The sequence below is a fragment of the Streptomyces antnestii genome (genome assembly GCF_004005495.1).
Taxonomy (GTDB): domain Bacteria; phylum Actinomycetota; class Actinomycetes; order Streptomycetales; family Streptomycetaceae; genus Streptomyces; species Streptomyces antnestii.
This window is the reverse complement of record NZ_RZYA01000010.1, coordinates 198,582-223,781: the sequence shown is the minus strand read 5'-3', so window position 1 is coordinate 223,781 and position 25,200 is coordinate 198,582. Positions and strand designations below refer to the sequence as shown.

General features: G+C 71.4%; 20 protein-coding genes and 1 pseudogene. 14 read left to right on the top strand and 7 right to left on the bottom strand.

The window, feature by feature from the left end; all coding sequences use genetic code 11:
* Positions 1-43 precede the first annotated feature (43 nt).
* The 4 genes from ureA to EOT10_RS22095 all read left to right on the top strand — a co-directional run bounded on the left by ureA (position 44) and on the right by EOT10_RS22095 (position 4,118).
* The gene (ureA, locus tag EOT10_RS22110; RefSeq protein WP_127830009.1) at positions 44-733 is read left to right on the top strand and encodes an urease subunit gamma; all 690 of its coding nucleotides are present in this window, start codon (positions 44-46) and stop codon (positions 731-733) included.
* Complete coding sequence (locus EOT10_RS22105) at positions 730-2,463, top strand: urease subunit alpha (protein WP_127830008.1); 1,734 nt, start codon at positions 730-732, stop codon at positions 2,461-2,463. The genes ureA and EOT10_RS22105 overlap by 4 nt, the downstream gene beginning before the upstream one ends.
* Before the next feature lie 10 nt (positions 2,464-2,473).
* Positions 2,474-3,505, top strand: coding sequence for an agmatine deiminase family protein (locus EOT10_RS22100; protein ID WP_127830007.1), 1,032 nt, complete (start codon positions 2,474-2,476; stop codon positions 3,503-3,505).
* 76 nt (positions 3,506-3,581) lie between these two features.
* Positions 3,582-4,118 carry a TetR/AcrR family transcriptional regulator gene (locus tag EOT10_RS22095; RefSeq protein WP_431313309.1) on the top strand — a complete coding sequence of 179 codons (537 nt, stop codon included), beginning with the start codon at positions 3,582-3,584 and terminating at the stop codon, positions 4,116-4,118.
* A 188-nt stretch (positions 4,119-4,306) separates the two neighbouring features.
* Here the strand turns inward: EOT10_RS22095 and EOT10_RS22090 are convergent, their stop codons facing one another.
* The 3 genes from EOT10_RS22090 to EOT10_RS22080 are packed head-to-tail and all read right to left on the bottom strand — an operon-like array spanning position 4,307 to position 6,581.
* Positions 4,307-5,170: a 5-oxoprolinase subunit C family protein gene (locus EOT10_RS22090; RefSeq protein ID WP_127830005.1), complete on the bottom strand. Its 864-nt coding sequence runs from the start codon at positions 5,168-5,170 to the stop codon at positions 4,307-4,309.
* Positions 5,167-5,790: a 5-oxoprolinase subunit B family protein gene (locus EOT10_RS22085; RefSeq protein WP_127830077.1), complete on the bottom strand. Its 624-nt coding sequence runs from the start codon at positions 5,788-5,790 to the stop codon at positions 5,167-5,169. The genes EOT10_RS22090 and EOT10_RS22085 overlap by 4 nt, the downstream gene beginning before the upstream one ends.
* 17 nt (positions 5,791-5,807) lie before the next feature.
* Positions 5,808-6,581: a LamB/YcsF family protein gene (locus EOT10_RS22080; RefSeq protein ID WP_127830004.1), complete on the bottom strand. Its 774-nt coding sequence runs from the start codon at positions 6,579-6,581 to the stop codon at positions 5,808-5,810.
* A gap of 174 nt (positions 6,582-6,755) precedes the next feature.
* Between EOT10_RS22080 and EOT10_RS22075 the strand changes: the two genes are divergently transcribed.
* The 8 genes from EOT10_RS22075 to EOT10_RS42075 all read left to right on the top strand — a co-directional run bounded on the left by EOT10_RS22075 (position 6,756) and on the right by EOT10_RS42075 (position 15,029).
* Positions 6,756-7,511, top strand: a complete 756-nt coding sequence (locus EOT10_RS22075) for a DUF969 domain-containing protein (protein WP_127830003.1) — start codon at positions 6,756-6,758, stop codon at positions 7,509-7,511.
* Entirely contained in the window at positions 7,508-8,497 is a 990-nt protein-coding gene (locus tag EOT10_RS22070; RefSeq protein WP_127830002.1) for a DUF979 domain-containing protein, read from the top strand. The genes EOT10_RS22075 and EOT10_RS22070 overlap by 4 nt, the downstream gene beginning before the upstream one ends.
* Positions 8,498-8,574: 77 nt before the next feature.
* Positions 8,575-9,219: a pyroglutamyl-peptidase I gene (pcp, locus tag EOT10_RS22065; RefSeq protein ID WP_127830001.1), complete on the top strand. Its 645-nt coding sequence runs from the start codon at positions 8,575-8,577 to the stop codon at positions 9,217-9,219.
* A 35-nt stretch (positions 9,220-9,254) separates the two neighbouring features.
* On the top strand, positions 9,255-10,247 hold the full coding sequence (locus EOT10_RS22060; RefSeq protein ID WP_127830000.1) for a DUF2891 domain-containing protein: 993 nt from the start codon (positions 9,255-9,257) through the stop codon (positions 10,245-10,247).
* Between the two features lie 95 nt (positions 10,248-10,342).
* Entirely contained in the window at positions 10,343-11,659 is a 1,317-nt protein-coding gene (locus EOT10_RS22055) for an MFS transporter (protein ID WP_127829999.1), read from the top strand.
* 103 nt (positions 11,660-11,762) lie between these two features.
* On the top strand, positions 11,763-11,894 hold the full coding sequence (locus EOT10_RS42635) for a hypothetical protein (protein WP_262985435.1): 132 nt from the start codon (positions 11,763-11,765) through the stop codon (positions 11,892-11,894).
* A 59-nt stretch (positions 11,895-11,953) separates the two neighbouring features.
* Positions 11,954-13,579, top strand: coding sequence for a citramalate synthase (gene cimA, locus EOT10_RS22050; RefSeq protein ID WP_127829998.1), 1,626 nt, complete (start codon positions 11,954-11,956; stop codon positions 13,577-13,579).
* 73 nt (positions 13,580-13,652) lie between these two features.
* Complete coding sequence (locus EOT10_RS42075; protein WP_127829997.1) at positions 13,653-15,029, top strand: hypothetical protein; 1,377 nt, start codon at positions 13,653-13,655, stop codon at positions 15,027-15,029.
* A gap of 38 nt (positions 15,030-15,067) precedes the next feature.
* Here the strand turns inward: EOT10_RS42075 and qcrB are convergent.
* The 4 genes and pseudogenes from qcrB to EOT10_RS22020 form a co-directional block, all read right to left on the bottom strand.
* Positions 15,068-16,684 (bottom strand): annotated as a pseudogene (gene qcrB / locus EOT10_RS22040) (cytochrome bc1 complex cytochrome b subunit); the annotation flags it as partial.
* A gap of 308 nt (positions 16,685-16,992) precedes the next feature.
* Positions 16,993-17,913, bottom strand: a complete 921-nt coding sequence (locus EOT10_RS22030; RefSeq protein WP_127829995.1) for a hypothetical protein — start codon at positions 17,911-17,913, stop codon at positions 16,993-16,995.
* 61 nt (positions 17,914-17,974) lie between these two features.
* Entirely contained in the window at positions 17,975-19,441 is a 1,467-nt protein-coding gene (locus EOT10_RS22025) for an APC family permease (RefSeq protein WP_127829994.1), read from the bottom strand.
* Between the two features lie 370 nt (positions 19,442-19,811).
* Complete coding sequence (locus EOT10_RS22020; protein ID WP_127829993.1) at positions 19,812-20,417, bottom strand: YceI family protein; 606 nt, start codon at positions 20,415-20,417, stop codon at positions 19,812-19,814.
* A gap of 241 nt (positions 20,418-20,658) precedes the next feature.
* On the opposite strand from EOT10_RS22020, the gene EOT10_RS22015 reads away from it, so the two are divergent.
* Together EOT10_RS22015 and EOT10_RS22010 are read left to right on the top strand one after the other, a co-directional pair.
* Positions 20,659-21,168 (top strand): hypothetical protein, encoded by a 510-nt coding sequence (locus EOT10_RS22015; RefSeq protein ID WP_127829992.1) that lies wholly within the window; start codon positions 20,659-20,661, stop codon positions 21,166-21,168.
* Between the two features lie 118 nt (positions 21,169-21,286).
* Complete coding sequence (locus EOT10_RS22010) at positions 21,287-25,132, top strand: endo-alpha-N-acetylgalactosaminidase family protein (RefSeq protein ID WP_127829991.1); 3,846 nt, start codon at positions 21,287-21,289, stop codon at positions 25,130-25,132.
* Positions 25,133-25,200 lie beyond the last annotated feature (68 nt).

Here is a 25,200-nt window from a genome sequence, read left to right as displayed (position 1 = left end):
GGACGGCTTCAGGCAACGACTTGGGACACGGAGGTGTGGTGGCGTGCGTCTGACCCCCACGGAGCGCGACCGGCTGCTGCTGTTCGGGGCCGCCGAGCTGGCCAGGGCCAGGAAGGCCAGGGGCCTGCGGCTCAATGTCCCCGAGGCGACGGCCCTGATCGCGGACACGGTGTGCGAGGCGGCCAGGGACGGCCGGCGGCTCGCCGAGGCCATCGAGGCGGCCCGCTCCGTCCTCGGCCCGGGCGACGTGCTCCCCGGCGTCTCCGACGTCGTGACCGAGGTCCATGTCGAGGCCGTCTTCGACGACGGGTCCCGGCTCGCCGTCGTGAGCGACCCGATCGGCTCGTCGCTCGGCGAGGACGCGCCGGGCGCGCTGCTCCCGGGCCCCGAGCACGACGACCCGCCCGCCGAGGTGACGCTCACGGCGACCAACACCGCGACCGTCCCCGTCTCCGTCACCTCCCATTTCCACTTCTTCGAGGCCAACCCGCGCCTCGACTTCGACCGCGAGGCCGCCTACGGCATGCGCCTCGCCGTCCCCGCCGGGTCCTCCGTGCGGTTCGGGCCGGGGGAGAGCGTCGAGGTGGGCCTGCTGCCCATCGGCGGCGCGCGCGTGGCGATCGGCTTCGCCGGCCTCGTCGACGGCCCGCTGGACGCGCCGGGCGCCAAGGCGGAGGCCCTCCGCAGGGCCGCCGCCTGCGGATATCTGGGAGTGAAGGGAGCGGGCGCATGAGCAGGCCCACCAAGCACAGCGATCACTGCGCGCCGGGCAGCCGGCACATCGACCCCCACGCGTACGCCGCGACCCACGGCCCGCGCGCCGGTGACCGCGTCCGCCTCGGCGACTCGGGCCTGACCGTCCGGGTCGAGTCCGACGCGCAGGCGTACGGCGACGAGTTCCTGGCCGGGTTCGGCAAGACGGCCCGCGACGGACTGCACCTCAAGGCCGCCGCCGTCCGCGAGACCTGCGATGTCGTGATCAGCAACGTCGTCGTGATCGACGCTGTGCAGGGGATCCGGAAGGTTTCCATCGGCATCCGCGAGGGCCGGATCCACGCCATCGGGCGCGCCGGCAACCCCGACACCCTCGACGGCGTCGACGTCGTCGTCGGCACCGGCACGTCCATCGTGTCCGGCGAGGGCCTCATCGCCACCGCGGGCGCCGTCGACACCCACGTACACCTGCTGTCGCCACGGATCATGGAGGCGTCGCTCGCCTCCGGCGTCACCACGATCATCGGCCAGGAGTTCGGGCCCGTGTGGGGCGTCGGTGTCAACTCGCCCTGGGCGCTGCGCCACGCCTTCAACGCCTTCGACGCCTGGCCCGTCAACATCGGCTTCCTCGGCCGGGGTTCGTCCTCGCACGACGCCCCGCTCGTCGAGGCGCTCGCCGAGGGCGGCGCGTCCGGCTTCAAGGTGCACGAGGACATGGGCGCCCACACCCGCGCCCTGGACACCGCCCTGCGCGTCGCCGAGGAGCACGACGTCCAGGTCGCCCTGCACAGCGACGGCCTGAACGAGTGCCTGTCGGTCGAGGACACCCTGAAGGTGCTCGAGGGGCGGACCATCCACGCCTTCCACATCGAGGGCTGCGGCGGCGGACACGTACCGAACGTCCTGAAGATGGCCGGCGTCCCGAACGTCATCGGGTCGTCCACCAACCCCACCCTGCCCTTCGGCCGCGACGCCGTCGCCGAGCACTACGGCATGATCGTCTCGGTCCACGACCTGAAGACCGACCTGCCGGGCGACGCCGCGATGGCCCGCGACCGGATCCGCGCCGGGACGATGGGCGCCGAGGACGTCCTGCACGACCTGGGCGCCATCGGCATCACGTCCTCGGACGCGCAGGGCATGGGCCGCGCCGGCGAGACCGTGCGCCGCACCTTCGCCATGGCCGCGAAGATGAAGGGCGAACTCGGCCCGATGGACGGCGACGGCGCGCACGACGACAACGCGCGCGTCCTGCGCTACATGGCGAAGCTGACCATCAACCCCGCCATCGCGCACGGCCTCTCCCACGAGATCGGCTCCATCGAGGTCGGCAAGCTCGCCGACATCGTGCTGTGGCGCCCCGAGTTCTTCGGCGCCAAGCCCCAGCTCGTCCTCAAGTCCGGCTTCCCCGCGTACGGCGTCGTCGGCGACCCGAACGCGGCCACCGACACCTGCGAACCCCTCGTCCTGGGGCCGCAGTTCGGCTCGTACGGCGCGACGGCCGCGGACATCTCCGTCGCCTTCGTCGCCCAGGCCGCCATCGACCAGGGCAACGACAAGATGCCCACCCGCCGCCGTCGCGTCGCCGTCCGCGGCACCCGCGGCATCGGCCCCGCCGACCTGCGCCTCAACTCCCGCACCGGCTCCATCGACGTCGACCAGCGCACCGGACTCGTCACCCTCGACGGCAGTCCCGTCCAGTCCGAACCGGCCGACTCCGTCTCCCTGAACCGTCTCTACTTCCTGTGAGGACCCCCTCATGAGCAGCTTCCACATGCCCCCCGAGTGGGCCCCGCACGAGCGCACCTGGATGGCGTGGCCGAGCCCCAACCCGACCTTCACCAACGACGCCGAGCTGGCCGAGGCGCGCGAGGCCTGGGCGTCCGTCGCCCGCGCCGTACGCGGCTTCGAGCCGGTCACGGTCGTGGTCGGCACCGGCCAGACCGACTCGGCCCGCGCGCTCCTCGGCGACGACATCGACCTCGTCGAGCGCGACCTCGACGACGCGTGGATGCGCGACATCGGCCCCACGTTCGTCGTCGGCGACGACGGTGAACTGGCCGCCGTCGACTGGACGTTCAACGGCTGGGGCGCCCAGGACTGGGCCGTCTGGGAGCACGACTCGAAGATCGCCCGCCACATAGCGGACCTCGCCGGCGTGCCCGTCCACTCCACCTCGCTCGTCAACGAGGGCGGCGGCATCCACGTCGACGGCGAGGGCACCGTGCTCCTCACCGAGACCGTGCAGCTCGACCCCGACCGCAACCCCGGCCTCACCAAGGCCGAGGTCGAGCAGGAGATCCACGCCCGGCTCGGCACCACCAAGGCGATCTGGCTGCCGCGCGGCCTGGCCGGCGACTACGGCACGTACGGCACCCGCGGCCACGTCGACATCGTCGCCGCGTTCGCCGCGCCCGGCGTCGTCCTGGTCCACTCGCAGCAGGACTCCGCCCACCCCGACCACGAGCTGAGCCTGCAGCTCATCGCCCAGCTCAAGGGCGAGACCGACGCCAAGGGCCGGCCCCTGGAGGTCGTCGAGGTCCCCGCGCCGACCGTCCTCAAGGACGACGAGGGCTGGGTCGACTACTCGTACATCAACCACTACCTGTGCAACGACGGCGTCGTCCTGTGCTCGTTCGACGACCCGAACGACGAGGTCGCGGCCGGGATCTTCCGCGGTCTCTTCCCGGACCGGACCGTGCAGCTCGTGGACGCCCGTACGATCTTCGCCGGGGGCGGTGGCATCCACTGCATCACCCAGCAGCAGCCGAAGATCACGTCCGCACACTGAAACATCCGCAGGAGTCCCCGTGGCCCAGGCCCGCCGGAAGCACGCCCCTCCGCGCGAAGAAGTCCTCGCCGCCGCCATGGAGATGATCGCCGAGCGCGGCCTGGAGAAGCTCACCATGGCCGCGCTCGGCCGCGAGGTCGGCATGAGCAGCGGCCATCTGCTCTACTACTTCGGTTCCAAGGACGAGCTGCTGCTGCGGACCCTGGAGTGGAGCGAGGGCCGCCTCGGCGGGGAGCGGGCGCGGCTCCTCGTCGGCGGCGGCACGGTCCGCGAGCGCATCGACGCCTACGTCGACCTGTACGTCCCCGACGCGGAGGGTGATCCGCACTGGACGCTGTGGCTGGAGGTCTGGAACCGCTCGCAGAACGCGGACGACGACGCGCGCGAGCGGCAGGCCGCGATCGAGCGGGCCTGGCACCGCGACCTCGTCGCCCTGCTCGCCGAGGGCATCTCCAGCGGCGAGATCCCGTCGCTCGATCCCGACCGCTTCGCGTCCCGGCTGCGGGCGCTGCTCGACGGCTTCTCCATCCACGTCGCGATCGGCCTGCGCGGCACGGACCGCGGCCGGATCCTGTCCCACGTACGGGAGTTCCTGGACGAGGCGCTCGGTTAGGGCCTCTCGTTCGGATCATGGCCGGGGTCGCGACTCCCGCAGCTACCGCTGGGGGTGCCCCCATTCGCACGGCGCCTCGCCGCGTTGCCGAAACGCCCGGACAGCTCCGCTGTCAGGACGCTCCGGTGCCCTGCGATGCACCGCACCGGACGCCGCGACCTGTCCGACCCTGATCCGCCGGACACGCCCTAACCGGCCGAAACGAACCGCAGGAGCGTGCCCGGGGTGGCCTGGGCCGCGGCGGCGAGGGCGGTCTCGGGGACCACGCCGATCACCGGGTAGCCGCCGGTCGTCGGGTGGTCGTGCAGGAAGACCACCGGGCGGCCGTCGGGCGGCACCTGTACCGCGCCGAGCACCATGCCCTCGCTGGCCAGCTCGCCCGTCAACTCCCGTTCCAGGGCCGGTCCTTCGGTGCGCAGGCCGATGCGGTTGCTGTGCGCGGACACGCGGTAGGCCGCGGCCGTGAACGTGCGCAGGGCCCCGGCGGTGAACCAGTCGGCGCGGGGGCCGAGCCGCACGGGCAGCGTCAGCGCGGCCGGCGGGGCGGGCCAGGGGGCGGCGGGCGGCAGCGGCGGGCAGGGGCCGGGGGAGCCGACGGGCAGCACGTCGCCGTTGCCCAGGGGAGCGGGACCGAGCCCCGACAGAAGATCCGTCGAGCGGCTGCCGAGCACGGGCTCGACGGTGATCCCGCCCGCCACGGCCACGTACGAGCGCACGCCCGAGGCCGCCGTCCCCACGTCGAGGACCGCGCCCGCGGGCACCCGCACCGGGGCGCCCCACGGCACCGGCGTGCCGTCGACGGTGACCGGGCAGGGCGCACCGCCGACGACGACGGTGACCGCCCGGTCGGGCCGCAGGGCGCACCCGGTGAGCGTGGTCTCCAGGACGGCGGCGTCACCGGGGTTGCCGAGCAGCCGGTTGGCGAGCCGCATCGCGGGCGCGTCCAGCGCTCCGGAGCGCGGAACTCCCAGGTGGGCATGGCCCGTTCGGCCCGCGTCCTGGATCGTGGTGAGGGCCCCGGCGCGGACCACGGTGAACTTGGCGGCGGTCATGCGTCACCTCTGACGAAGCGCACGCGGGTGCCGGGGGTCAGCAGCGCCGCCGCGTCCCGGGACGGGTCCCACAGCGGCGCCGGGTCCGGCATCGTGCCGATCAGCTGCCAGCCGCCGGGCGTCGCGCGCGGGTAGACGGCGGTGTAGGGGCCGGCGAGCGCGAGCGCCCCGGCGGGGACACGGGTGCGCGGGGTCGCGTGGCGCGGCACGTGCAACGCGTCGGGCAGGCCCGTGAGATAGCCGAAGCCGGGGGCGAAGCCACAGAACGCGACGCGGTACGTGTACGAGGAGTGGCGGGCCGCGACCTCGTCCTCGCCGATGCCCCAGAGGGCGGCCACCCCGGCGAGGTCCGGACCGTCGTAGACCACGGGGATCTCGACGACGGCGCCCTCCCCGGGAGCGTGCAACGGGACGTCCCAGGTGGCGAGTTGGCGGGTCAGGAGCTCCGGGTCGCCCACGCCGTCGAGCAGGACCGTGCGCGCGCCCGGCACGATCTCGGCGACCGGAGGCAGCGTCCCGGCGGCGCGGCGGCGCAGCAGTTCCGCGTGGAACGCGCCGGTGCGCTCGGCGTCCGGCAGCTCCACGAGCAGCGCGTGCCGCCCGGCGGGGCGTACCGCCATCGACGGCGGGGCGGCCGTCACGCGAACGCCCCGACCTTGACCCCGGCCTCTTCGAGCGCCTGACGCACCCGGGCCGCGAGCCGGGCCGCGCCCGGGGTATCGCCGTGCAGGCACAGGGAGCGGGCGGCGACCGCGACGGGAGTGCCGTCCACGGCGTCCACCGCACGGTCGACGGCGAACGCCACCGAGCGGCGCACCACGGTGTCCTCGTCGGCGACCACGGCATGCGCCTCGCCGCGCGGCACGAGCGTGCCGCCGGAGGTGTAGGCGCGGTCGGCGAAGGCCTCCGGCACGGCTTCGAGACCGGCGTCCCGGGCGGCGTCGAGCAGCCGGGAGCCGGGAAGGCCGAGCACGGGCAGCGAGCCGCCCGCGAGCCGGACGCCCGCGACGACGGCGCCCGCCTGATCCTCATCGTGGACCGTGCGGTTGTAGAGGGCGCCGTGCGGCTTCACATAGGCCACCTCGGCCCCGGCCGCCTCGGCGAACACCCTCAACGCGCCGATCTGGTACGCGACTTCGGCCGCCAGCTCGCCGGCGGGCACGTCCATCGCGCGCCGCCCGAACCCGGCCAGGTCGCGGTACGACACCTGGGCCCCGATCCGTACGCCGCGCTCGGCCGCGAGGTCGCACACGCGGCGCATCACGGAGGGGTCGCCCGCGTGGAAGCCGCAGGCGACGTTGGCGCTGGTCACGACGGAGAGCAGCGCCTCGTCGTCGGTGAGGGTCCAGCGGCCGAAGCCTTCGCCGAGGTCGGCGTTGAGGTCGAAGAGTTCGAAGAGGTCGGGGCGCACGTCGGTAAACGTAGAGGATTGTTGAACGATCCGACAAGGGGTCGATTTTTGTCACGGACGCCCCCGACCCCTTGTTCGATCGTTGAACGATCCTCTACGGTCCGTGCATCCCCCACGGAGCCGGAAGCGCATGATCCGGTCCGTGTCCCCTCGTGCCCTGAAGAAGGCCGCCGCATGATCGTTCTTCTCGGCGTGCTCGTGGTGATCCTCGGATTCGTCACGCGCCGCAACCCCGTCCTCGTGGTGGGCGTCGCCGGTATCGTCACCGGACTGCTCGGCAGAATGAACCCGCTGGAGGTCCTCGCGGCCTTCGGCAGGTCCTTCGCCGACAGCCGCTCGGTCACCGTCTTCGCCATCGTCCTGCCGGTGATCGGCCTCCTGGAGCGGTACGGCCTGCGCGAGCAGGCCCGCACCCTCATCGGCCGGCTCGGAAAGCTCAGCGCGGGCCGCTTCCTCGCCGTCTACCTGCTGATCCGCCAGGTCACCGCGGCCTTCGGACTCAACAGCATCGGCGGCCCCGCCCAGACCGTGCGCCCGCTCGTCGCGCCCATGGCCGAGGCCGCCGCCGAACGCACCACCGGCGGCCCGCTGCCCGACCGGCTGCGCGAGAAGGTCCGGTCGTTCGCCGCCTCGTCCGACACCGTGGGCCTGTTCTTCGGCGAGGACTGCTTCATCGCGATCGGCTCGATCCTGCTCATCACCGGGTTCGTGAACTCGACGTACCACCAGCAGCTCGAACCGACCCAGCTGGCCCTGTGGGCGATCCCGCTCGCCGTCTGCGCCCTCGTCGTCCACGGCGCCCGGCTGCTGCTCCTGGACCGGAAGCTGGAACGCGAGATGGCGCTGCACGCCGCAGAGAACGAACTGCCGCCGCCCCCGCGGGCCGCGGCGTCCCGCACGGGCAACGGGTCCGAGGAGGCCGGCAAGTGATCAAGGTCGAATGGCTCTACTGGCTCATCGGGCTCGTCTTCGTCGTCATGGCCGCCCAGATGGCGGCCGACCGCACCAACCCCAAGCGCTGGACGTCCGCCGCGTTCTGGGGACTGCTGGGACTGACCTTCCCCTACGGCACCGGCGTCGTGAACGCCGAGCTGAACGCGGCGCAGCCGGGCTCCGCGAGCTGGACGCTGCCCGCCGAACCCCTCGGCCTCGCCGTCCTCGCCCTCATCGTGCTCGCCGGATTCAACTTCATCGGCAAGGGCGTCCCCGTCACCACCACCACCGCCCAGCGCGAGGCCTCCGCGGCCCGGCTCGGCAGCAAGATCTTCATCCCCGCCCTGACGATCCCGGTCGTCGCCATCGTCTGCGCGTCCTTCCTCGACGGGTCGGGCCTGTTCGAGACGGGCAAGGCCACGCTCATCGGCCTGGGCCTCGGCTGTATCGCCGCCCTCGCCGTCGGCATGTTCGTCACCGGCGAGCGGAAGATCTCCGTCCCCCTGCACGCGGGGCGCTCCATGCTGGAGGCCATGGGCTCGGCCCTGCTGCTGCCTCAGCTGCTTGCCGTGCTCGGCTCGATCTTCGCCGTCGCCGGCGTCGGCACCCAGGTCGGCACGCTCGTGAACGACGTCCTGCCGAACAACTCCAAGTACCTCGCCGTGATCGCGTACTGCGTCGGCATGTTCCTGTTCACCGTGATCATGGGCAACGCCTTCGCCGCGTTCCCCGTGATGACGGCGGCGATCGGCTGGCCCGTCCTCATCCAGCAGATGCACGGCAACGAGGCCGCCGTCCTCGCGATCGGCATGCTGGCGGGCTTCAGCGGCACGCTCTGCACGCCGATGGCCGCGAACTTCAACATCGTCCCGGCCTCGCTCCTCGAACTGAAGGACCAGTACGGCCCGATCAAGGCACAGCTGCCGACCGGACTCGTGCTGCTCGGCTGCAACATCGTGATCATGGCGCTGTTCGCCTACTAGGCAGCGTTCGGAAAGCGTTCGGAAAGCGATCGGAAAGCGATCGGAACGAGTCCAGAAAGCCAGAAAGGGCTGACCCGATGACCCGTGTCCTCATCACCGGCTTCGAGCCGTTCGGCGGCGAGCGCGTGAACCCCTCGTGGCAGGCGGCCTCCCTCGTCGCCGACCAGCCGCCCGCAGGGCTCACCGTCACCGCGGTCCAGCTCCCGTGCCTCTTCGGGGAGTCCCTCGCCGTCCTGCGCCGCGCCGTCCAGGAGACCCGCCCCGACCTGGTCGTGTGCGTCGGCCAGGCGGGCGGCCGCCCCGGCGTCACCGTGGAACGCGTCGCCGTCAACGTCGACGACGCCCGGATCCCCGACAACGCGGGCGCCCGGCCCATCGACGAGCCGGTCGTCCCGGGCGGGCCCGCCGCCTACTTCTCCACGCTGCCGATCAAGGCGTGCGTCGCCGCGATGCGGGAGGCCGGGGTGCCGGCCGCCGTCTCCAACACGGCGGGCACGTTCGTCTGCAACCACGTGGCGTACGGCCTCGGCCACCTCATTGCCACCGAACTCCCCGGCGTACGCGGCGGGTTCGTGCACGTGCCGTGGGCGCCGGAGCAGGTCCCCGACGGGACCGCCGCGGCCCTGCCCGCCGAGACCGTCGCCCGCGGACTGCGGGCCCTGCTGCTCGCCGCCGCGGGCACGACGGTGGACGTCAGGGTGACGGAAGGCGCGACGCACTGACCCCGGCCCCGGCCGCCCACCAGGAAGGACCTCCCATGCCCGACGCCGCCGACGTCGCCCGCCTCGCCCTGGCCAACGTCACCCGCGAATACCCCAACTTCCCCGCCCACCTGGTCAGTTCGGCCGACGAGGACACCCGCCCGAGTGCCCTCCACCCCGCCTTCTACGGCGCCTACGACTGGCACTCGTCCGTCCACATGCACTGGCTGCTCGTCCGGCTCCTCAAGGAGCTGCCCGACCCCGCGCAGGTGGCCGAGGTCACCGCCGTACTCGACCGGCACCTCACCCCCGGCCACCTCGCCACGGAAGCCACCTACCTCCAGGGCCGGCCGTCCTTCGAGCGGCCGTACGGCTGGGCCTGGCTGATCGCGCTCGCGGCCGAGTGCCGCGCCCACGGCGGACCCGACGGCGAGCGCTGGGCCGACGCCCTCGCCCCCGCCGTCACCACCGTCGACCGGCTGCTCCTGGACTGGCTGCCCAAGGCCACCTATCCCGTGCGCCACGGCAACCATCCCAACAGCGCGTTCTCGCTCGGCCTCGTCCTCGACACGGGGGAGCGGGCCGGGCTGCCCGCGGCCACCCTGGACGCCGTACGGGAGCGGCTGCGGTCCTGGTTCGGCGACGACCACGACGCGCCCGCCCACTGGGAGCCGTCGGGGCAGGACTTCCTGTCCCCGGCGCTGACCGAGGCCGACGCGATGCGGCGCGTGCTCGCGGGGCCGGAGTTCGAGCCGTGGCTGGACCGGTTCCTGCCCGCCCTGCGCGCCGGAACTCCCTGCCCCCTCCTGGAGGTTCCGGTCGTCTCCGACCACGCCGACCCGCAGATCGGCCACCTCCTCGGCCTCGCCCTCAGCAAGGCGGCGGCGCTGCGCACCGTCGCGGGCGCGCTGCCGGACGGTCCCGTCCGCACGCGCCTCGCCGAGGCGGCGGACGCCCACCTGGCGGCGGGCCTGCCCGCCGTGGACCGCGGCGACTTCACCACCGATCACTGGCTGGCCACCTTCGCCGTGCTCGCCCTCGACGCCTGACCGCCAAGCCATGACCACAAAGAACGCAAGTAGGCGCGATCGTTGCCTGTGACGCCCTTGTCACGGAGTGAAGCGGTCCGGCAGCGTGGCCGTCCATGGGACGAGAGCAATGGAAGAAGATCCTGGTCGGGTCGGCCGGGAACATGGTCGAGTGGTTCGACTGGTTCGTGTACGCGAGCTTCGCCACCTACTTCGCCGGGGCCTTCTTCCCCGACGGGAACCCGACCGCGCAGCTGATGAACACGGCCGGCATCTTCGCCGTCGGCTTCTTCATGCGGCCCGTGGGCGGCTGGCTGCTCGGCAGGGTGGGTGACCGCAAGGGCCGCAAGGCGGCACTCACCCTGACCGTCACCCTCATGTCGGCGTCCGCCGTGCTCATCGCGATCGCGCCCACCTACGCGGTGGCCGGGTACGGCGGCGCCGTCGTCCTGCTCGTCGCCCGTCTCCTGCAAGGACTTTCGGTCGGCGGCGAGTACGCGGCCAGCGCCACCTACCTCACCGAGGCGTCCGACCCGAGCCGCCGCGGCTTCGCCTCCAGCTTCCAGTACGTCTCCATGACCGCAGGTCAGATCGTCGGCCTCGGCCTCCAGATCGTGCTCCAGCGCACCATGTCCGACGGCGCGCTGCACAGCTGGGGCTGGCGCATCCCGTTCATCGTCGGCGCGCTCGGCGCCGCGGTCATCTTCTACCTGCGGCGCAACATGCTGGAGACCGACGTCTACGAGGAGTCCGCCGACGACGCGGGCGCCGATCAGAAGGGCACCATCAAGGCTCTGTGGGCGCACCGGCGCGAGGCGTTCCTGGTGATGGCGCTGACGATGGGCGGCACCGTCGCCTACTACACGTACACGACGTACCTCACCAAGTACCTGTCGAACTCCGCCGGTCTGAGCAAGGAGACCGCGACGCTCGTCTCGTTCTGCGCGCTGATCGTCTTCGCCTGCATCCAGCCGCTCGCGGGCCGGCTCTCCGACCGGATCGGCCGCCGCCCGCTCCTGATCACCTTCGCGGTCGGCTCCACCTTCCTGACCGTGCCGATCATGACGATGCTCAAGCACGCGGGCTCGTTCTGGCCGGCCCTCGGCCTCGCCCTGCTCGCCCTCGTCGTGGTCACCGGCTACACGTCGATCAACGCGTGCGTGAAGGCCGAGCTCTTCCCGACCGGCATCCGCGCCCTCGGCGTCGCCCTCCCGTACGCCATCGCCAACGCCCTCTTCGGCGGCACGGCGGAGTACGTGGCCCTGTGGTTCAAGGACGCGGGCGCGGAGTCGGGCTTCTACTGGTACGTCGCCGGGTGCGCGGCGGTGTCCCTGATCGTCTACCTGACGATGCGTGAGACGAGGGACATCGACCTGAACCGGGTCGCGGTCCCGGCGCCCGGGGCCGCGCAGCGCCCGGCCGAAGCGGTCTGAGCCCACATCGTGAGACCACGGCCCGGGCCACGCCCGGGCTGTGGCACACTGCCGACGTGCTCTCGTTCGCCATGATTATTGGCAGCAGGCGCGCCGGTCCGCAGTGACCGCCACGTACGACCACGTACGGGCGGACATCGTCGTCTCGACCCGCGCGCAGACCTCTCGCACCCGCGAGGGGTTTTTTCGTTTCCTGGCCCACCTCAAGCCGGGACCGGAGCGCGAGGGATCATAGGGGGACGGTGGAGCCGGTCATTCCGGTAGACCGAGATCCGACACAGGAGCCAGATCAGCATGACGGACGCAACCGACGACCATTACCCCGCTTCCCGCGTCGACGACGACTTCCACGTCTTCGACACCACACTGCGCGACGGCGCGCAGCGTGAGGGCATCAATCTGACCGTCGCGGACAAGCTGACCATCGCCCGGCACCTGGACGACTTCGGCGTGGGCTTCATCGAGGGCGGCTGGCCGGGCGCCAACCCCCGCGACACCGAGTTCTTCGCCCGCGCCCAGGCGGAGATCGACTTCAAGCACGCCGAGCTCGTCGCGTTCGGCGCCACCCGCCGCGCCGGCTCCAAGGCCAGTGAGGACCCGCAGGTCAAGGCCCTCGTCGCGTCCGGCGCCCCGGTCGTCACCATCGTCGCCAAGTCGCACGACCGGCATGTCGAACTCGCCCTGCGCACCACCCTCGACGAGAACCTGGAGATGGTCCGCGACACCGTCTCCTACCTGCGCGAGCAGGGCCGCCGCGTCTTCGTCGACTGCGAGCACTTCTTCGACGGCTACCGCGCCAACGCCACGTACGCCAAGGCCGTCGTCACGGCCGCGCACGAGGCAGGCGCCGACGTGGTCGTCCTGTGCGACACCAACGGCGGCATGCTCCCCGCGCAGGTCCAGGCGATCACCGCCACCGTCCTCGCCGACACCGGGGCCCGCCTCGGCATCCACGCCCAGGACGACACCGGCTGCGCCGTCGCCAACACCCTCGCCGCCGTCGACGCGGGTGCCACCCACGTCCAGTGCACGGCCAACGGCTACGGCGAGCGCGTCGGCAACTCCAACCTCTTCCCGGTCGTCGCCGCCCTGGAGCTCAAGTACGGCAAGAAGGTCCTCCCCGAGGGCGCGCTGCGGGAGATGACCCGCATCTCGCACGCCATCGCCGAGGTCGTCAACCTCACCCCGTCCACGCACCAGCCCTACGTGGGCGTCTCGGCGTTCGCCCACAAGGCGGGCCTGCACGCCTCCGCGATCAAGGTCGACCCGGACCTCTACCAGCACATCGACCCCGACCTCGTCGGCAACCGCATCCGCATGCTCGTCTCCGACATGGCGGGCCGCGCGTCCATCGAGCTCAAGGGCAAGGAGCTCGGCGTCGACATCTCCGACGACCGCGAGCTCGTCGGCCGCGTCGTCGAGCGGGTCAAGGAGCGCGAGCTCGAGGGCTACACGTACGAGGCCGCCGACGCCTCCTTCGAGCTGCTGCTGCGCGAGGAGGCCGAGGGCCGGGCGCGGCGCTACTTCCGCGTCGAGTCGTGGCGGGCCATCGTCGAGGACCGCCCCGACGGCACCCACGCCAACGAGGCGACCGTGAAGCTGTGGGCCAAGGGCGAGCGCATCGTCGCCACGGCCGAGGGCAACGGCCCGGTCAACGCCCTCGACCGCGCCCTGCGCGTCGGCCTTGAGCGGATCTACCCGCAGCTCGCCAAGCTGGAGCTCGTCGACTACAAGGTGCGCATCCTGGAGGGCAAGCACGGCACGTCCTCCACGACCCGGGTCCTGATCTCCACGACCGACGGCGCGGGCGAGTGGTCCACCGTCGGCGTCGCCGAGAACGTCATCGCCGCGTCGTGGGGCGCCCTCGAGGACGCGTACACGTACGGCCTGCTGCGGGCCGGGGTCGAGCCGGTCGAATAGCACGCCTCAGGGCCCCGTGTGCTGCCCTCCGGTACGGGCAGCACGCGGGCCCCTCCTGCGTTAGCGTCGAGGTATGAGGCCCACGCGCCGGGCATCGCGCCTGATATCCGCCCTGTCCGGAACACTGCTCGCCCTGGGGGCCATGGCGGCGGTGACACCGGGGGCCAGGGCTGCCGCCCCCTCCGATGTCTCCACCGTGGCCGACGCCCTGCGGCACAGCCCCGTGTACGTCGACCCGGCCGCCTCCGAGCAGCTGGCCGCCGGGGACGCCGACGCCCTCACCAAGAAGATCAAGGACGCGGACAAGCCCGTCATGGTGGCGGTGCTGCCCGCTGGCTTCCCGACGCAGGCGCTGTTCACGAACCTGCGCACCAAGACCGGCATCACCGGCGTCTACGCGATCCGCCTCGGCCAGAGGTTCGACGCCAGGGCCGACCGGCAGGTGATGTCGCCGGCCGCCGTCAGAAACCTGACCAGCAGCGTCCAGGGCGAGAACGTCACCAAGCAGCTCAACGACTTCGTCGACACGGCCGTCCGCAACGCGAACGGTACGGCGCCCGCCGAGTGGGGCGCGGGCGGCGGCGGCAGCCCGGTCGGGCCCCTGATCGGCATCGGCGCGGTCGTCGTCGCGGGCGGCGGTGTCACATACGCGGTGCTCCGCAGGCGGCGCCGGCAGCACGAGGAGGAGCAGCGGGCCGCCCTGGAGCAGCTGCGCGTCGTCGTCGACGAGGACATCACGGCGTTCGGCGAGGAGCTGGACCGGCTCGACTTCCACCCCGCCGAGCCGGGCGCGGACGACGCGATGCGCGCCGACTACGAGCGGGGGCTCGACTCGTACGAGAAGGCGAAACAGTTCATGGCCGCCGCCGAGCGCCCCGAGGACGTGCGCGGGGTGACGCAGGCCCTGGACGACGGGCGGTTCTCGCTGGCCATGCTGGCCGCGCGCCGCGAGGGCCGGCCGCTGCCCGAGCGCCGGGCGCCCTGCTTCTTCGACCCGCGGCACGGGCCCTCCGTGACGGACGCGCCCTGGGCGCCGCCGACCGGCGCCGAGCGGGAGGTCCCGGTCTGCGCGGCCGACGCGGCCCGGATCAAGGACGGCGCCGACCCGATGGTCCGCACCGTCGACACGGGCTACGGCGAGCGCCGCCCCTACTACGAGGCGGGCCCCGCCTACGGCCCCTGGGCCGGCGGCTACTTCGGCGGCGGCATCCTGCCCGGCCTCCTCTTCGGCACGCTGCTCGGCACGATGATGTCGAGCCCCGCCTACGCGGCCGAGTACGGCTCCGGGTACGGGGACTTCGGCCCCGGAGCCGGGTACGACGGCGGGGACTACTCGGGGGCGGACTTCGACTCGAGCGACTTCGGTGACTTCGGGGGCGGCGGCGGGGACTTCGGCGGGGGAGGCGACTTCGGGGGCGGCGGCGACTTCGGCGGAGGCGGCGGCTTCTGAGCGCCGCCGGGTGCCTTGCCCGGCGCCCACGCCCGCAGGTATTCCCCGGCGGTCGGCTTCGGGACGTGCGCCCCCTCGCCGTACAGCGCGTGCGAGAGGCGCACCCGGAGCCGTTCGCCGCGCGGCACCCGGCGCCGCACACCGTTCGCGTCGGTCGCGGGCGGGAGCTCCAGGGGCGCGGGCTGCTCGTGCGCGGTCAGGGTGTGCAGCTCCGCCTGGCTGAGCGGGACATGGGTCTCGACGTACTCGCCGTTCGGGAGGCGCGTGATCCGGCCCGACTCCCTGCCGTGCAGCACCAGGTCACGGTCGCGGCGCAGCAGACCGAGGCAGATCCGCCGGGTCACGACGAAGGTGATCACCGGGCCCACGACGAGCGCGCCGCGCACGCACCAGGTGACCGCGTTCAGCGAGATGTGGAAGCGGGTGGCCCAGATGTCGTTCCCGCCGCCCACCAGGGCCACGAGGAAGAACGTCAGCCACGCCACCCCGAGCGCCGTGCGCACCGGCCTCTCGCGCGGCCGGTCCAGGAGATGGTGCTCGCGCCGGTCACCCGTGACCCAGGCCTCCAGGAACGGATACGCGCCGATCACCACCAGGACGGCGGGGAACACGACCAACGGGATGAGCACGCCGAGGGCCAGCGTGTGCCCCCACAGCGTGATCTCCCAGCCCGGCATCACCCGCAGCAGCCCCTCCGCGAACCCCAGGTACCAGTCGGGCTGCGCACCCGTGGACACCTGGTCGACGCGGTAAGGCCCGTAGTTCCAGACGGGGTTGATGGACGCGACGGCCGCGATGAACGCGACGATGCCGAACACCAGGAAGAAGAAGCCGCCCGCCTTGGCCAGGTACACCGGGAAGAACGGCGCGCCCACCACGTTGCGTTCGGTCTTTCCCGGACCGGGGAACTGCGTGTGCTTGTGGTACACGACGAGGATCAGATGGGTCAGCACGAGCGCCGCCATGATGCCGGGGAACAGCAGCACGTGCACCGAGTAGAACCGCCCCACGATGTCGTGCCCCGGGAACTCCCCGCCGAACAGGAACATCGACAGATACGTCCCGACGACCGGCACCGACAGGATCGCCCCGTCGAGGAAGCGCATGCCGGTGCCGGAGAGCAGGTCGTCCGGCAGTGAGTACCCCAACAGGCCCTCGAACAGGCCGAGTACGAGGAGCAGCCAGCCGAACAGCCAGTTGAGCTCGCGCGGTTTGCGGAACGACCCCGTGAAGAAGTGCCGCATCATGTGGACGAGCATCGCCGCGACGAAGAGCAGCGCCGCCCAGTGGTGGATCTGCCGGATCAGCAGGCCGCCCCGCACGTCGAAGCTGATGTCGAGCGTGGAGGCGTACGCCTCGGACATCCGGATGCCGTTCAGCGGGACGTAACTGCCGTGGTACTCCACCTCGTTCATCGACGGGTGGAAGAACAGGGTGAGATAGACCCCGGTCAGGACCAGGATCACGAACGTGTAGAGACAGATCTCGCCGAGCAGGAACGACCAGTGGTCGGGGAAGACCTTGCGCAGGTACTTCCTGGAGAGGGTGTGCAGTCCCAGGCGGCCGTCGGCCCAGTCCGCGACGCGTTCACCGGCCGGGGCCCGCCCCCTCCCGCGCACCGTCCCCGTGCTGCCTTCCGTGGCCCTTCCGGACATGGGCTCGCTCCTCCCGTGTGGCGCTCACCCCTTGGACGGCCACGGCGGGCGGGTTTGTGACACCACGGAGCCACGATGTGGCACAGGTCACATGGCTAGGGCCTCTCGTTTGGATCATGCCGGGCTCGCGGGGCCTGGCACCGCACCTCGCGGCGTTGTCGTCAGTCGCCTACTCCCCCAGCTACCGCTGGGAGGTGCCCCCACCGCGTGGGCTCCTTCCTCCGCCTTGCGATGCACGGCACCAGGCCCCGCTCCCCCCGCGGCGGCAGCCGCACATGACGCCGTCGGCCTGATCCAAACGAGAGGCCCTACCCCAGCAGCTTCGCCTGCCAGCGGTGGAAGACCTCTTCGGGAGCGCCGTGGCACGACCACGGGACCCGGGCCGCCTGCCCGTCCAGGAGCTGGAACAGGTACGTGGCCTCCTCGGTCAGGTCGGCGTAACACGACGCGTGCGCCAGGGTGTTGAGGTCCGCGATGTCCTGCGCGTACGCGTAACTCCGCTGGGCGATCCACAGGTTCCAGGTGCGCCGGGCCTGCGACGCGGTGTTCTCGTTGTTCCAGAACTGGAGCAGGCCGATCGCCTGCGCGCCCTCCCGCTCGACCCGGTAGCGGTACTCCTCGACCCGGGCGACCTGAGGCAGCACGGCGAGCGGCGACCCGGGCGGGAGGGTCGCCGTCACGTCCTGCGCGAAGTTGTACATGACCCCGTGCGAGCCGTGCCAGCGCGCTGACAGATGACGCAGCACCTGGTGGTGGCCCTCGCGGTTGTACGGGTCACGCTGGTGCAGCTCCTTCCACCAGAGCTCCATCGAGGGGTGCCCGCCCGGGAAGAGGCGCGCGACCGTCATCAGGGAGACCCAGGGCACCGGATCCGCGGGGTAGGCGTCCGCGGCGCGCAGCGCGGTGCGCACGGCCAGCTCCAACTGGCCGGGGTCCACGGGGTTTCCGGGGCCCGCCGCCATGGCCAGGTTGAACGCCCGCATCACCTCGGTCTCGGCGCGCAGGACGAGCGCGTCGGCGTTGCGGGGCTGAGACTCGTGCCAGGACTCCGCGACCGACGTGCCGGCGGTGGCCTGGGCGAGCAGCCGCATCCGGAACGTGCGCCGGTCCCAGTCGGAACCGGTCGCGGCGCACAGCTCGGCGAGGCCCTGCCAGCGGCCGATCGCGATGTCCTGCCGGGCCGACGCCAGGGCCCGGTCGCCGTTCGTGGGATCGAAACGGACGGTCATCGGGGCCTCGCCAGTCGGTAGTGAGTGGTGACGTGTGAGTGGTGGTGGACGACGACGGGGGTCAGAAGTCCGTGGACAGGGTGTCACCGCTCGACGCCGCGTACACCGGCGTCTCGTTCCCGTACTCGGCGTGCACCTGCTCGGCGCGGGCCGCGTCCAGGCGGGCGGGCCGGTAGTACGCGGCGCCCTTGGCGCGGTACCAGAGCATCGGGACGATGCCCACGGCGATGCCGCCGACACCGATCGCGATCGCCGTGGACGACAGGCTGCCGAGGGACTCGACGAACACCCAGATCATGAAGAGCGCGCCGGCCAGCGGCCACAGACCGCCGAAGAAGAAGTTGGCCGCCGACTTGAACAGCAGCTTGCGGTACGCGACCACGACGGCGAGGCCCGCGAGGCCGTAGTAGACCGCGATCTGGAGTCCGATCGCGGCGACGGCGTCCTCCAGGACGGCCGAGACCGAACCGAGCGCGGTCGACGCCACGAAGAGCCCGAGGGCGACGACGCCGACGACGACGATCGCGACCCACGGCGTCTGCCAGCGCGGGTGCGACTTGCCGAGGGCGGACGGCAGCGTCTTGTCACGGCCCATCGAGAACAGGGAGCGCGTCACCTGGATCAGCGTGGTCTCCAGGGTGGCGATGGTGGACAGCATCACGGCGACGATCAGCAACTTGCCGCCGGGGCCCGGCAGTACGCGGTCGCCGAGCAGCCCCATGATGTTGTCGCTGGTCGCGATCTCCTTGGGCGTGAGCAGCATGTTGGTGGCGATCGTGAAGACCTCGAAGAGGACGAACACGATGGCGACGCCGATCAGCCCGGCGAGCCCGGACGTCTTGCGGCTGTTACGGGTCTCCTCGCTGAGGTTGCTGGTGACGTCCCAGCCCCAGTAGTAGAACGCGGCGATCAGCGCGCCCGCGGCGAACCCGGAGGGCCCGTCGAAGTGGGAGAACCCGAGCCAGGACCAGGAGAACTCGTTGACGCGCTTGTCGCTGAACACGGCGGCGAAGGCCACCACGAGCAGGATGACCAGCTCGATCCCGGACATCACGAGCTGCGCGTGGACGGTCAGCTTGGCGCCCATGAGGACGACGCACAGCATGGCCAGGAACCAGACGGCGCCGACGGCCGCGGCGAGCGCGGTGTTCCCGGCGTGGGACGGCGCGACGAGTTCGAGCGTCATCGCGCCCGCGGGGAGCGAGCCCGCGACCATGAAGATGGTCGCCGAGATCACCAGGGACCAGCCGCTGATGAAGCCGAGGAAGGGGTGCAGGGCGCGGCCGACCCAGGAGTAGCTGGCGCCCGCGTTCACGTCCAGGCGGCCCAGGTAGTTGAAGGCCCAGGCGATGCCGAGCATGGGTATCGCGCAGTAGAGGAGCGCGGCCGGCGCGGCCAGGCCCACCGTGCCGATCAGTACGGCGGTGGTGGCGGCGATCGAGTAGGCGGGCGCGCTGCCAGCGACCGCCATGACGATGCTGTCGGAGGTGCCGAGGGCGTTGGCCTGAAGCCCTCTGTTCGTGCTCATCGGACGGTGGCGCCTTTCGGGGAGCGGCAGACGGCCCGACCGGCGACGCCGACATGACCCGGCGGGGTGAGGGAGCCCGGGGTCATGGGGTGGGGCCGCTTGTGCGGAGCGCGGGGGGACGGACCGGCGAGCGACGGAAATCGCCCGGCAGTCCGACGCAGCGTAACGCCGCATGGTGCCTAAGTGAAGGGAGTGTAAGGAGGCGTCTCATCTTCCGATATACCGGAATGTAACCTTCAACTTCCCGTGGCGAGGCCAGGGTTACGTGTGCGCCAACGCCGAGCGCCCGCCCTTCGTCCGTGGGGGAACGGGAAGGGCGGGCGCGCTCAGGGGGTGGGCGGCGCGGGGCGCCGGCTCACCGAGGGGGCGATCAGGCGTTCTTGATCGCCGAGATGTCGAAGACCAGCTTGATCTTGTCCGAGACCAGGACGCCACCGGTCTCCAGGGCCGCGTTCCAGGTGAGGCCCCACTCGGAGCGCACGATCTGGGCCTTGCCCTCGAAGCCGACGCGCTCGTTGCCGAACGGGTCCTTCGCCGAGCCGTTGAACTCCAGGTCGATGGAGAGCGGCTTGGTGGTGCCGAGGATCGTCAGGTCACCGGTGATCCGGTAGTCGTCGCCGCCGAGCGCCTGCGCGGACGTGGAGCGGAACGTCATCGTGGGGAACTCGTCCGTCTTGAAGAAGTCGGAGCTCTTCAGGTGTCCGTCGCGGTCGGCGGAGCCCGTCTCGATGCTGTCCATCTTGACGTCGATCGACGCGGTCGACTTCGACGGGTCGCCGCCGTCCAGGTGCAGGGCGCCGGTGAAGTCCTGGAAAGAGCCCTTGACGTTGGTCACCATGGCGTGGCGGGCCACGAAACCGATCGTGGAGTGCGACGGGTCGATGGTGTAGTCGCCGGACAGGGCGGCGAGGTCGGCACTGACCGCGTCGGTGGTGGTGGCGGTGGTGGCGTCGTTCTTACGGCCGAAGAGACCCATGACGTGCTCCTTGGGGACGGGGCGGGGCGGTTGGTCGTTGAATGTTTAACCTTCAACGAGAATGACTGTAGCGCCATTCTGTTCAACTTTCAACATCAAGCGCAAAGTCTCCCCACGATTACACCGCGTCATGGCGTGACGCGCTCTGGCGGACGCGCGTAGAACTCGGGCACTATCTCCCTGCCCCACCTGCACAGCCGTCTCACAGTCAGCACGGTCTCCAGCAGGAAGGACCCCTCCCATGAGAATCCGCTCGGCCGCGAGCGCGCTCGCGCTCGTCCTCTGCGCCCTCTTCGCCCCAGGCTTCGGGGTGCTCGGCTCCGCCACCGACGCCCAGGCCGCCACCAAGATCAGTCACGCCACCGCGACGTCGATGTTCCGCGAGGTCGGCATCACCTGGTCGTCCTCCGGCGGCTGCTCCGACCGCAACAACCCCACCTGTACGTCCTTCGAGCAGCTCAACCTCGCCACCGCCCAGGGCGCCCAGACCCTCAAGCGCGCCACCGGCTGCGCCCTGAACATCACCGGCGGCACCGAGACGGGCCACGCGAGCGGCACGTACTCGCACTGGAACGGCTACAAGCTCGACTACGGCAAGAACACCTGTGTCACCAGCTACATCAAGAACACCTTCACCTACATCGGCCTGCGCGGCGACGGAGCCCCGCAGTACAAGTCGGGCTCCGGCAACATCTACGCCGACGAGGGCAGTCACTGGGACGTCCTCTACTACAACTGCGGCGGCTGCTGACCGAACCGGCGGCTACACGCGGTGACTTGGACTTCCGGGCGGTGGTTGTTGGACTGCCGCCGCCCGGAAGGCCCTGCTCCGTTGACCGGGCCGTGTCACCGCGGATACCCAGTCCTCTATGTCACGAAGATCTCGCGCCGCAGGCTCCGTCGCCGTCGTCGCCGCATCGTCCGCCGTGTTCGCCCTCACGGGCCCCGTGCTGCCGGCCGCCGCCGACCCCACGCCCGCCGTGGCGCAGGCCGTCATCGGATCCGCGCAGCTGTCCGTCGCCGTCGCCGACGACTTCCCGCGCGTCCTGTCGTACACCGACCGCGCCTCGGGCGCGCAGCTCCTCGGCAGCACGAGCCCGGTGGACAAGGTCACCCTGAACGGCAAGGCGTACGCCGTCGCGGTCAAGGGCACCCCCGAGGTCACCGGCTCCACGGCCGCGTACACCCTGACCTTCCCCGACCTCGCCGGTGTCGAGATCGACGCCTCGCTGAGCGTCAGCGGGCGCGCCACCACCTTCAAGGTGACCGCCGTGCGCGACACCGACGCCTTCCGGGTCGGCACGATCGACATCCCCGGGCACGACCTCGTCTCCGTGGGCAGTTCGGACGGCGGCGCCGAGACCGCGTTCACGACGCTCGACAACGACTCGACGCGCACCGCCGACGTGTTCGGCAAGGTCACGGCCGGCACCCCGGCCGACGCCTCGCCGGCCGGCGCCTCGTACGCCATCGTCAACACCGGCTCGCTCGCCGCCGCCGTCGAGTCCAACTCGACGTACGACAAGCCCAGCGGCAAGACCAATGGTGACGACGCCCGCTTCTGGCACCAGGCCCGCAAATCCGCCGACGGTTCCACCCGCGTCGGCGTCTGGTCGGGCCAGTGGACCTACCGCGGGGACGGTGCGCCCACCCCCGCCACCGGCAATGACCTGCCGTGGGCGAAGGTCGTCGTCACCCCCGACGCCAACGGCGACGGCAAGGTCGACTGGCAGGACGGCGCGGTCGCCTTCCACGACATCGGTGTGAAGGCGAAGGGCAGCGACGGCACCCCCGACCGGGTCATCACGCACATCCCGTTCAACTTCGCCAGCCAGGCCACGCACCCCTTCCTGCGCACCCTCGACGACGTCAAGCGGATCTCTCTCGCGACCGACAACCTCGGCCAGTTCGCCCTCCTCAAGGGCTACGCCTCCGAGGGCCACGACTCCGCGCACCCCGACTACGGCGGCAACACCAACAAGCGCGCCGGCGGCCTCAAGGACCTCAACAAGCTCCTCAAGACCGGCAAGAGGTTCGGCACCAGCTTCGGCGTCCACGTGAACGCCACCGAGGCGTACCCCGTCGCCAAGAACTTCAGCGGCGACCTCGTCGACCCCAAGGCCCCGGGCTGGAACTGGCTCGACCAGAGCTACTACATCAACCAGCGCCGCGACATCAACAGCGGCGACCTCGCCGCCCGCTTCAAGCAGCTGCGCGACGAGACCGACCCGAACCTCACGACGATCTACGTCGACGTCTACTACACGCACGGCTGGATCGCCGAGCGGACCGCCGAGGCCATCCGGTCGCAGGGCTGGAACATGGCCACCGAGTGGGCCGACAAGTTCGAGCGCCAGTCCCTGTGGTCGCACTGGGCCAACGACCTCGACTACGGGCCCAGGACGAATAAGGGCCTCAACTCGAAGATCATCCGGTTCATCCGCAACGGCGAGAAGGACGTCTGGAACAACGACCTCGTCCTCGGCCAGAGCGCCATCGACGAGTTCGAGGGCTGGACCGGCGAGAACGACTGGAACTCCTTCTACGACAACATCTGGCAGCGCGACCTGCCCGCCAAGTTCCTCCAGCACCAGCGGATCACCCGCTGGAACGGCGACGACATCACCCTCACCGGCGGGCTGCGCGGCACCGTCGAGGACGGCCGCCGCACCTTCTACGACCACGGCAGGAAGGTCCTCGACGGGACCGACTACCTGCTCCCGTGGGACGGCGGCAAGAAGCTCTACCACTACAGCAGGAGCGGCGGCACGACGAGCTGGGACGTGCCCGGCTCCTCGTACACGGTGTACAAGCTCACCGACAACGGCCGCGTGAAGACCGGCACCGTGCGCGCCTCCGGTGGGAAGATCACGCTGAAGGCCGACGCCAAGCAGCCGTACGTGCTCTACCCGGCCGACGAGACGCCCGACGCGGTCGACCCCGCCTGGGGCGAGGGCACACACGTCAAGGACCCCGGCTTCAACGACGACCGCCTGACGGCCTGGGACAAGACCGGCACCGTCAAGCGCGACACCGACGACCACGGCCGTAACAGCGCCGCCCTGAGCGGCACCGGCACCGCCGCCGTCGAGCAGCGCGTCAGCGGCCTGGACGCCGGCAAGCACTACACCGCCTCCGCCTGGGTCGAGGTCGAACCGGGCAAGTCCCGCCGCACGACGCTGAGCGCGGGCGGCAGGTCCGTGGCCGTCGAACGCTCGACGCTGGAGAACACCATCGCCGCAAGCGACTGGGGCGGCACCTCCATGCAGCGCGTGAAGGTCAACTTCACGGCGCCCGCGAACGGCCGCGCCACGCTGCGGATCGAGGCGGCCGAGGGCTCGCCGGCGACCGTGCGCGTGGACGACGTACGCCTCGTCGCCGACGCGCCCACCATGAAGCCCGGCACCGTCGTCCACGAGGACTTCGAGAACGTCGACCAGGGCTGGGGCCCCTTCGACAAGGGCGACGCGGGCGGTGTCACCGACCCGCGCACGCACATCGCGCAGCAGCACGCCCCGTACACCCGGGCAGGCTGGAACGGGAAGCTCGTCGACGACGTCATCGACGGCGGCGAGTCCCTGAAGTCCCACGAGGAGAACGACGGCGTCGTCTACCGGACGTCCCCGGCCGACGTGCCGATGACCGACGGGCACGCCTACAAGGTCGAGTTCGACTACCAGTCGAGCCACGCGGGCGCCTACCAGTGGGTGAGCGGCTACGACCGCGTCGCCGCCGACGGCACCCCTGACCAGGTCGAGACCGCGAGCACCCCGATCGGTCAGCAGCGCACGACCGGCCACTACGAGGGCACGGTCACGGCCGGCTGCGGTGACACCTGGACGGGCCTGCGCAAGCTCGAAGGGGCCCCGGACGGCGCCGACTTCGTTCTCGACGACTTCACCGTCACCGACCTCGGCCCGGCCAAGGACAAGGCGGCCTGCGGCACCCTCGCCCTGACGTCGGACGAGACCCTGGAGCCCGGTCAGAAGAACAAGGTCGAGGCCACCTTCACCAACTACGAGGCGAGCGAGGTCGACGGCGCGTCCGTCGCGCTCGACCTGCCCGAGGGCTGGAAGGCCGAGCCGGCGGGCCCGGTCGCGCTCGGTCCGGTCGCCCCCGGCGCCAAGGCCACCGCCACCTGGCAGGTCACCCCGCCGGTGGACGCCAAGTACCAGCCGTACCAGCTGAGTTCGAAGGTCACGTACCAGGTCGGTGACAGCGCGCGGACGCTGACCGCGGGCGCCACCGTGCGCACCCTCCCGCCGCCGCCCACCAAGGACACGTACGCCAGTGACCTGGACTGGACGTCCGCCACGAACGGCTGGGGGCCGGTCGAGCGCGACCTGTCCAACGGCGAGCAGGGGCAGGGTGACGGCACGCCCATCAAGATCGGCGGCGTCTCGTACGCCAAGGGTCTGGGCACGCACGCGCCCGCCAAGGTGCGCTACTACCTCGGCGGCCAGTGCACGTCCTTCACCGCCGAGGTCGGCGTCGACGACATCCAGACGACCCGCGGCAGTGTGCAGTTCTCCGTCGCGGCGGACGGCACGGAGAAGGTGAAGTCGCCGGTCCTCAAGGCCGCCGACAACGCCTGGTCGCTCACCGCCGACGTCACCGGCGCCAAGTACGTCGACCTGGTCGTCGGCGACGGCGGCGACGGCAACGGGAACGACCACGCCGACTGGGGCAATGCCCGCTTCCATTGCGGCAGTTGATCCCACCGGCTCCCGGGCCCCGCTCCCCGGAGCGGGGCCCTTTCCGCGCACACCGTAGACAGCGCTTT

Bases quoted from the DNA above. Each gene is read 5' to 3' on its own strand.
- EOT10_RS22015 (WP_127829992.1), top strand. From the start codon at position 20,659: ATGAGAATCCGCTCGGCCGCGAGCGCGCTCGCGCTCGTCCTCTGCGCC.
- EOT10_RS22095 (WP_431313309.1), top strand. From the start codon at position 3,582: ATGGAGATGATCGCCGAGCGCGGCCTGGAGAAGCTCACCATGGCCGCG.
- EOT10_RS22030 (WP_127829995.1), bottom strand. From the start codon at position 17,913: ATGACCGTCCGTTTCGATCCCACGAACGGCGACCGGGCCCTGGCGTCG.
- EOT10_RS22075 (WP_127830003.1), top strand. From the start codon at position 6,756: ATGATCGTTCTTCTCGGCGTGCTCGTGGTGATCCTCGGATTCGTCACG.
- EOT10_RS22100 (WP_127830007.1), top strand. From the start codon at position 2,474: ATGAGCAGCTTCCACATGCCCCCCGAGTGGGCCCCGCACGAGCGCACC.
- EOT10_RS22025 (WP_127829994.1), bottom strand. From the start codon at position 19,441: ATGAGCACGAACAGAGGGCTTCAGGCCAACGCCCTCGGCACCTCCGAC.
- EOT10_RS22090 (WP_127830005.1), bottom strand. From the start codon at position 5,170: ATGACCGCCGCCAAGTTCACCGTGGTCCGCGCCGGGGCCCTCACCACG.
- pcp (WP_127830001.1), top strand. From the start codon at position 8,575: ATGACCCGTGTCCTCATCACCGGCTTCGAGCCGTTCGGCGGCGAGCGC.
- EOT10_RS22060 (WP_127830000.1), top strand. From the start codon at position 9,255: ATGCCCGACGCCGCCGACGTCGCCCGCCTCGCCCTGGCCAACGTCACC.
- cimA (WP_127829998.1), top strand. From the start codon at position 11,954: ATGACGGACGCAACCGACGACCATTACCCCGCTTCCCGCGTCGACGAC.
- EOT10_RS42075 (WP_127829997.1), top strand. From the start codon at position 13,653: ATGAGGCCCACGCGCCGGGCATCGCGCCTGATATCCGCCCTGTCCGGA.
- EOT10_RS22105 (WP_127830008.1), top strand. From the start codon at position 730: ATGAGCAGGCCCACCAAGCACAGCGATCACTGCGCGCCGGGCAGCCGG.
- EOT10_RS22010 (WP_127829991.1), top strand. From the start codon at position 21,287: ATGTCACGAAGATCTCGCGCCGCAGGCTCCGTCGCCGTCGTCGCCGCA.
- EOT10_RS22020 (WP_127829993.1), bottom strand. From the start codon at position 20,417: ATGGGTCTCTTCGGCCGTAAGAACGACGCCACCACCGCCACCACCACC.
- EOT10_RS22085 (WP_127830077.1), bottom strand. From the start codon at position 5,790: ATGGCGGTACGCCCCGCCGGGCGGCACGCGCTGCTCGTGGAGCTGCCG.
- EOT10_RS22055 (WP_127829999.1), top strand. From the start codon at position 10,343: ATGGGACGAGAGCAATGGAAGAAGATCCTGGTCGGGTCGGCCGGGAAC.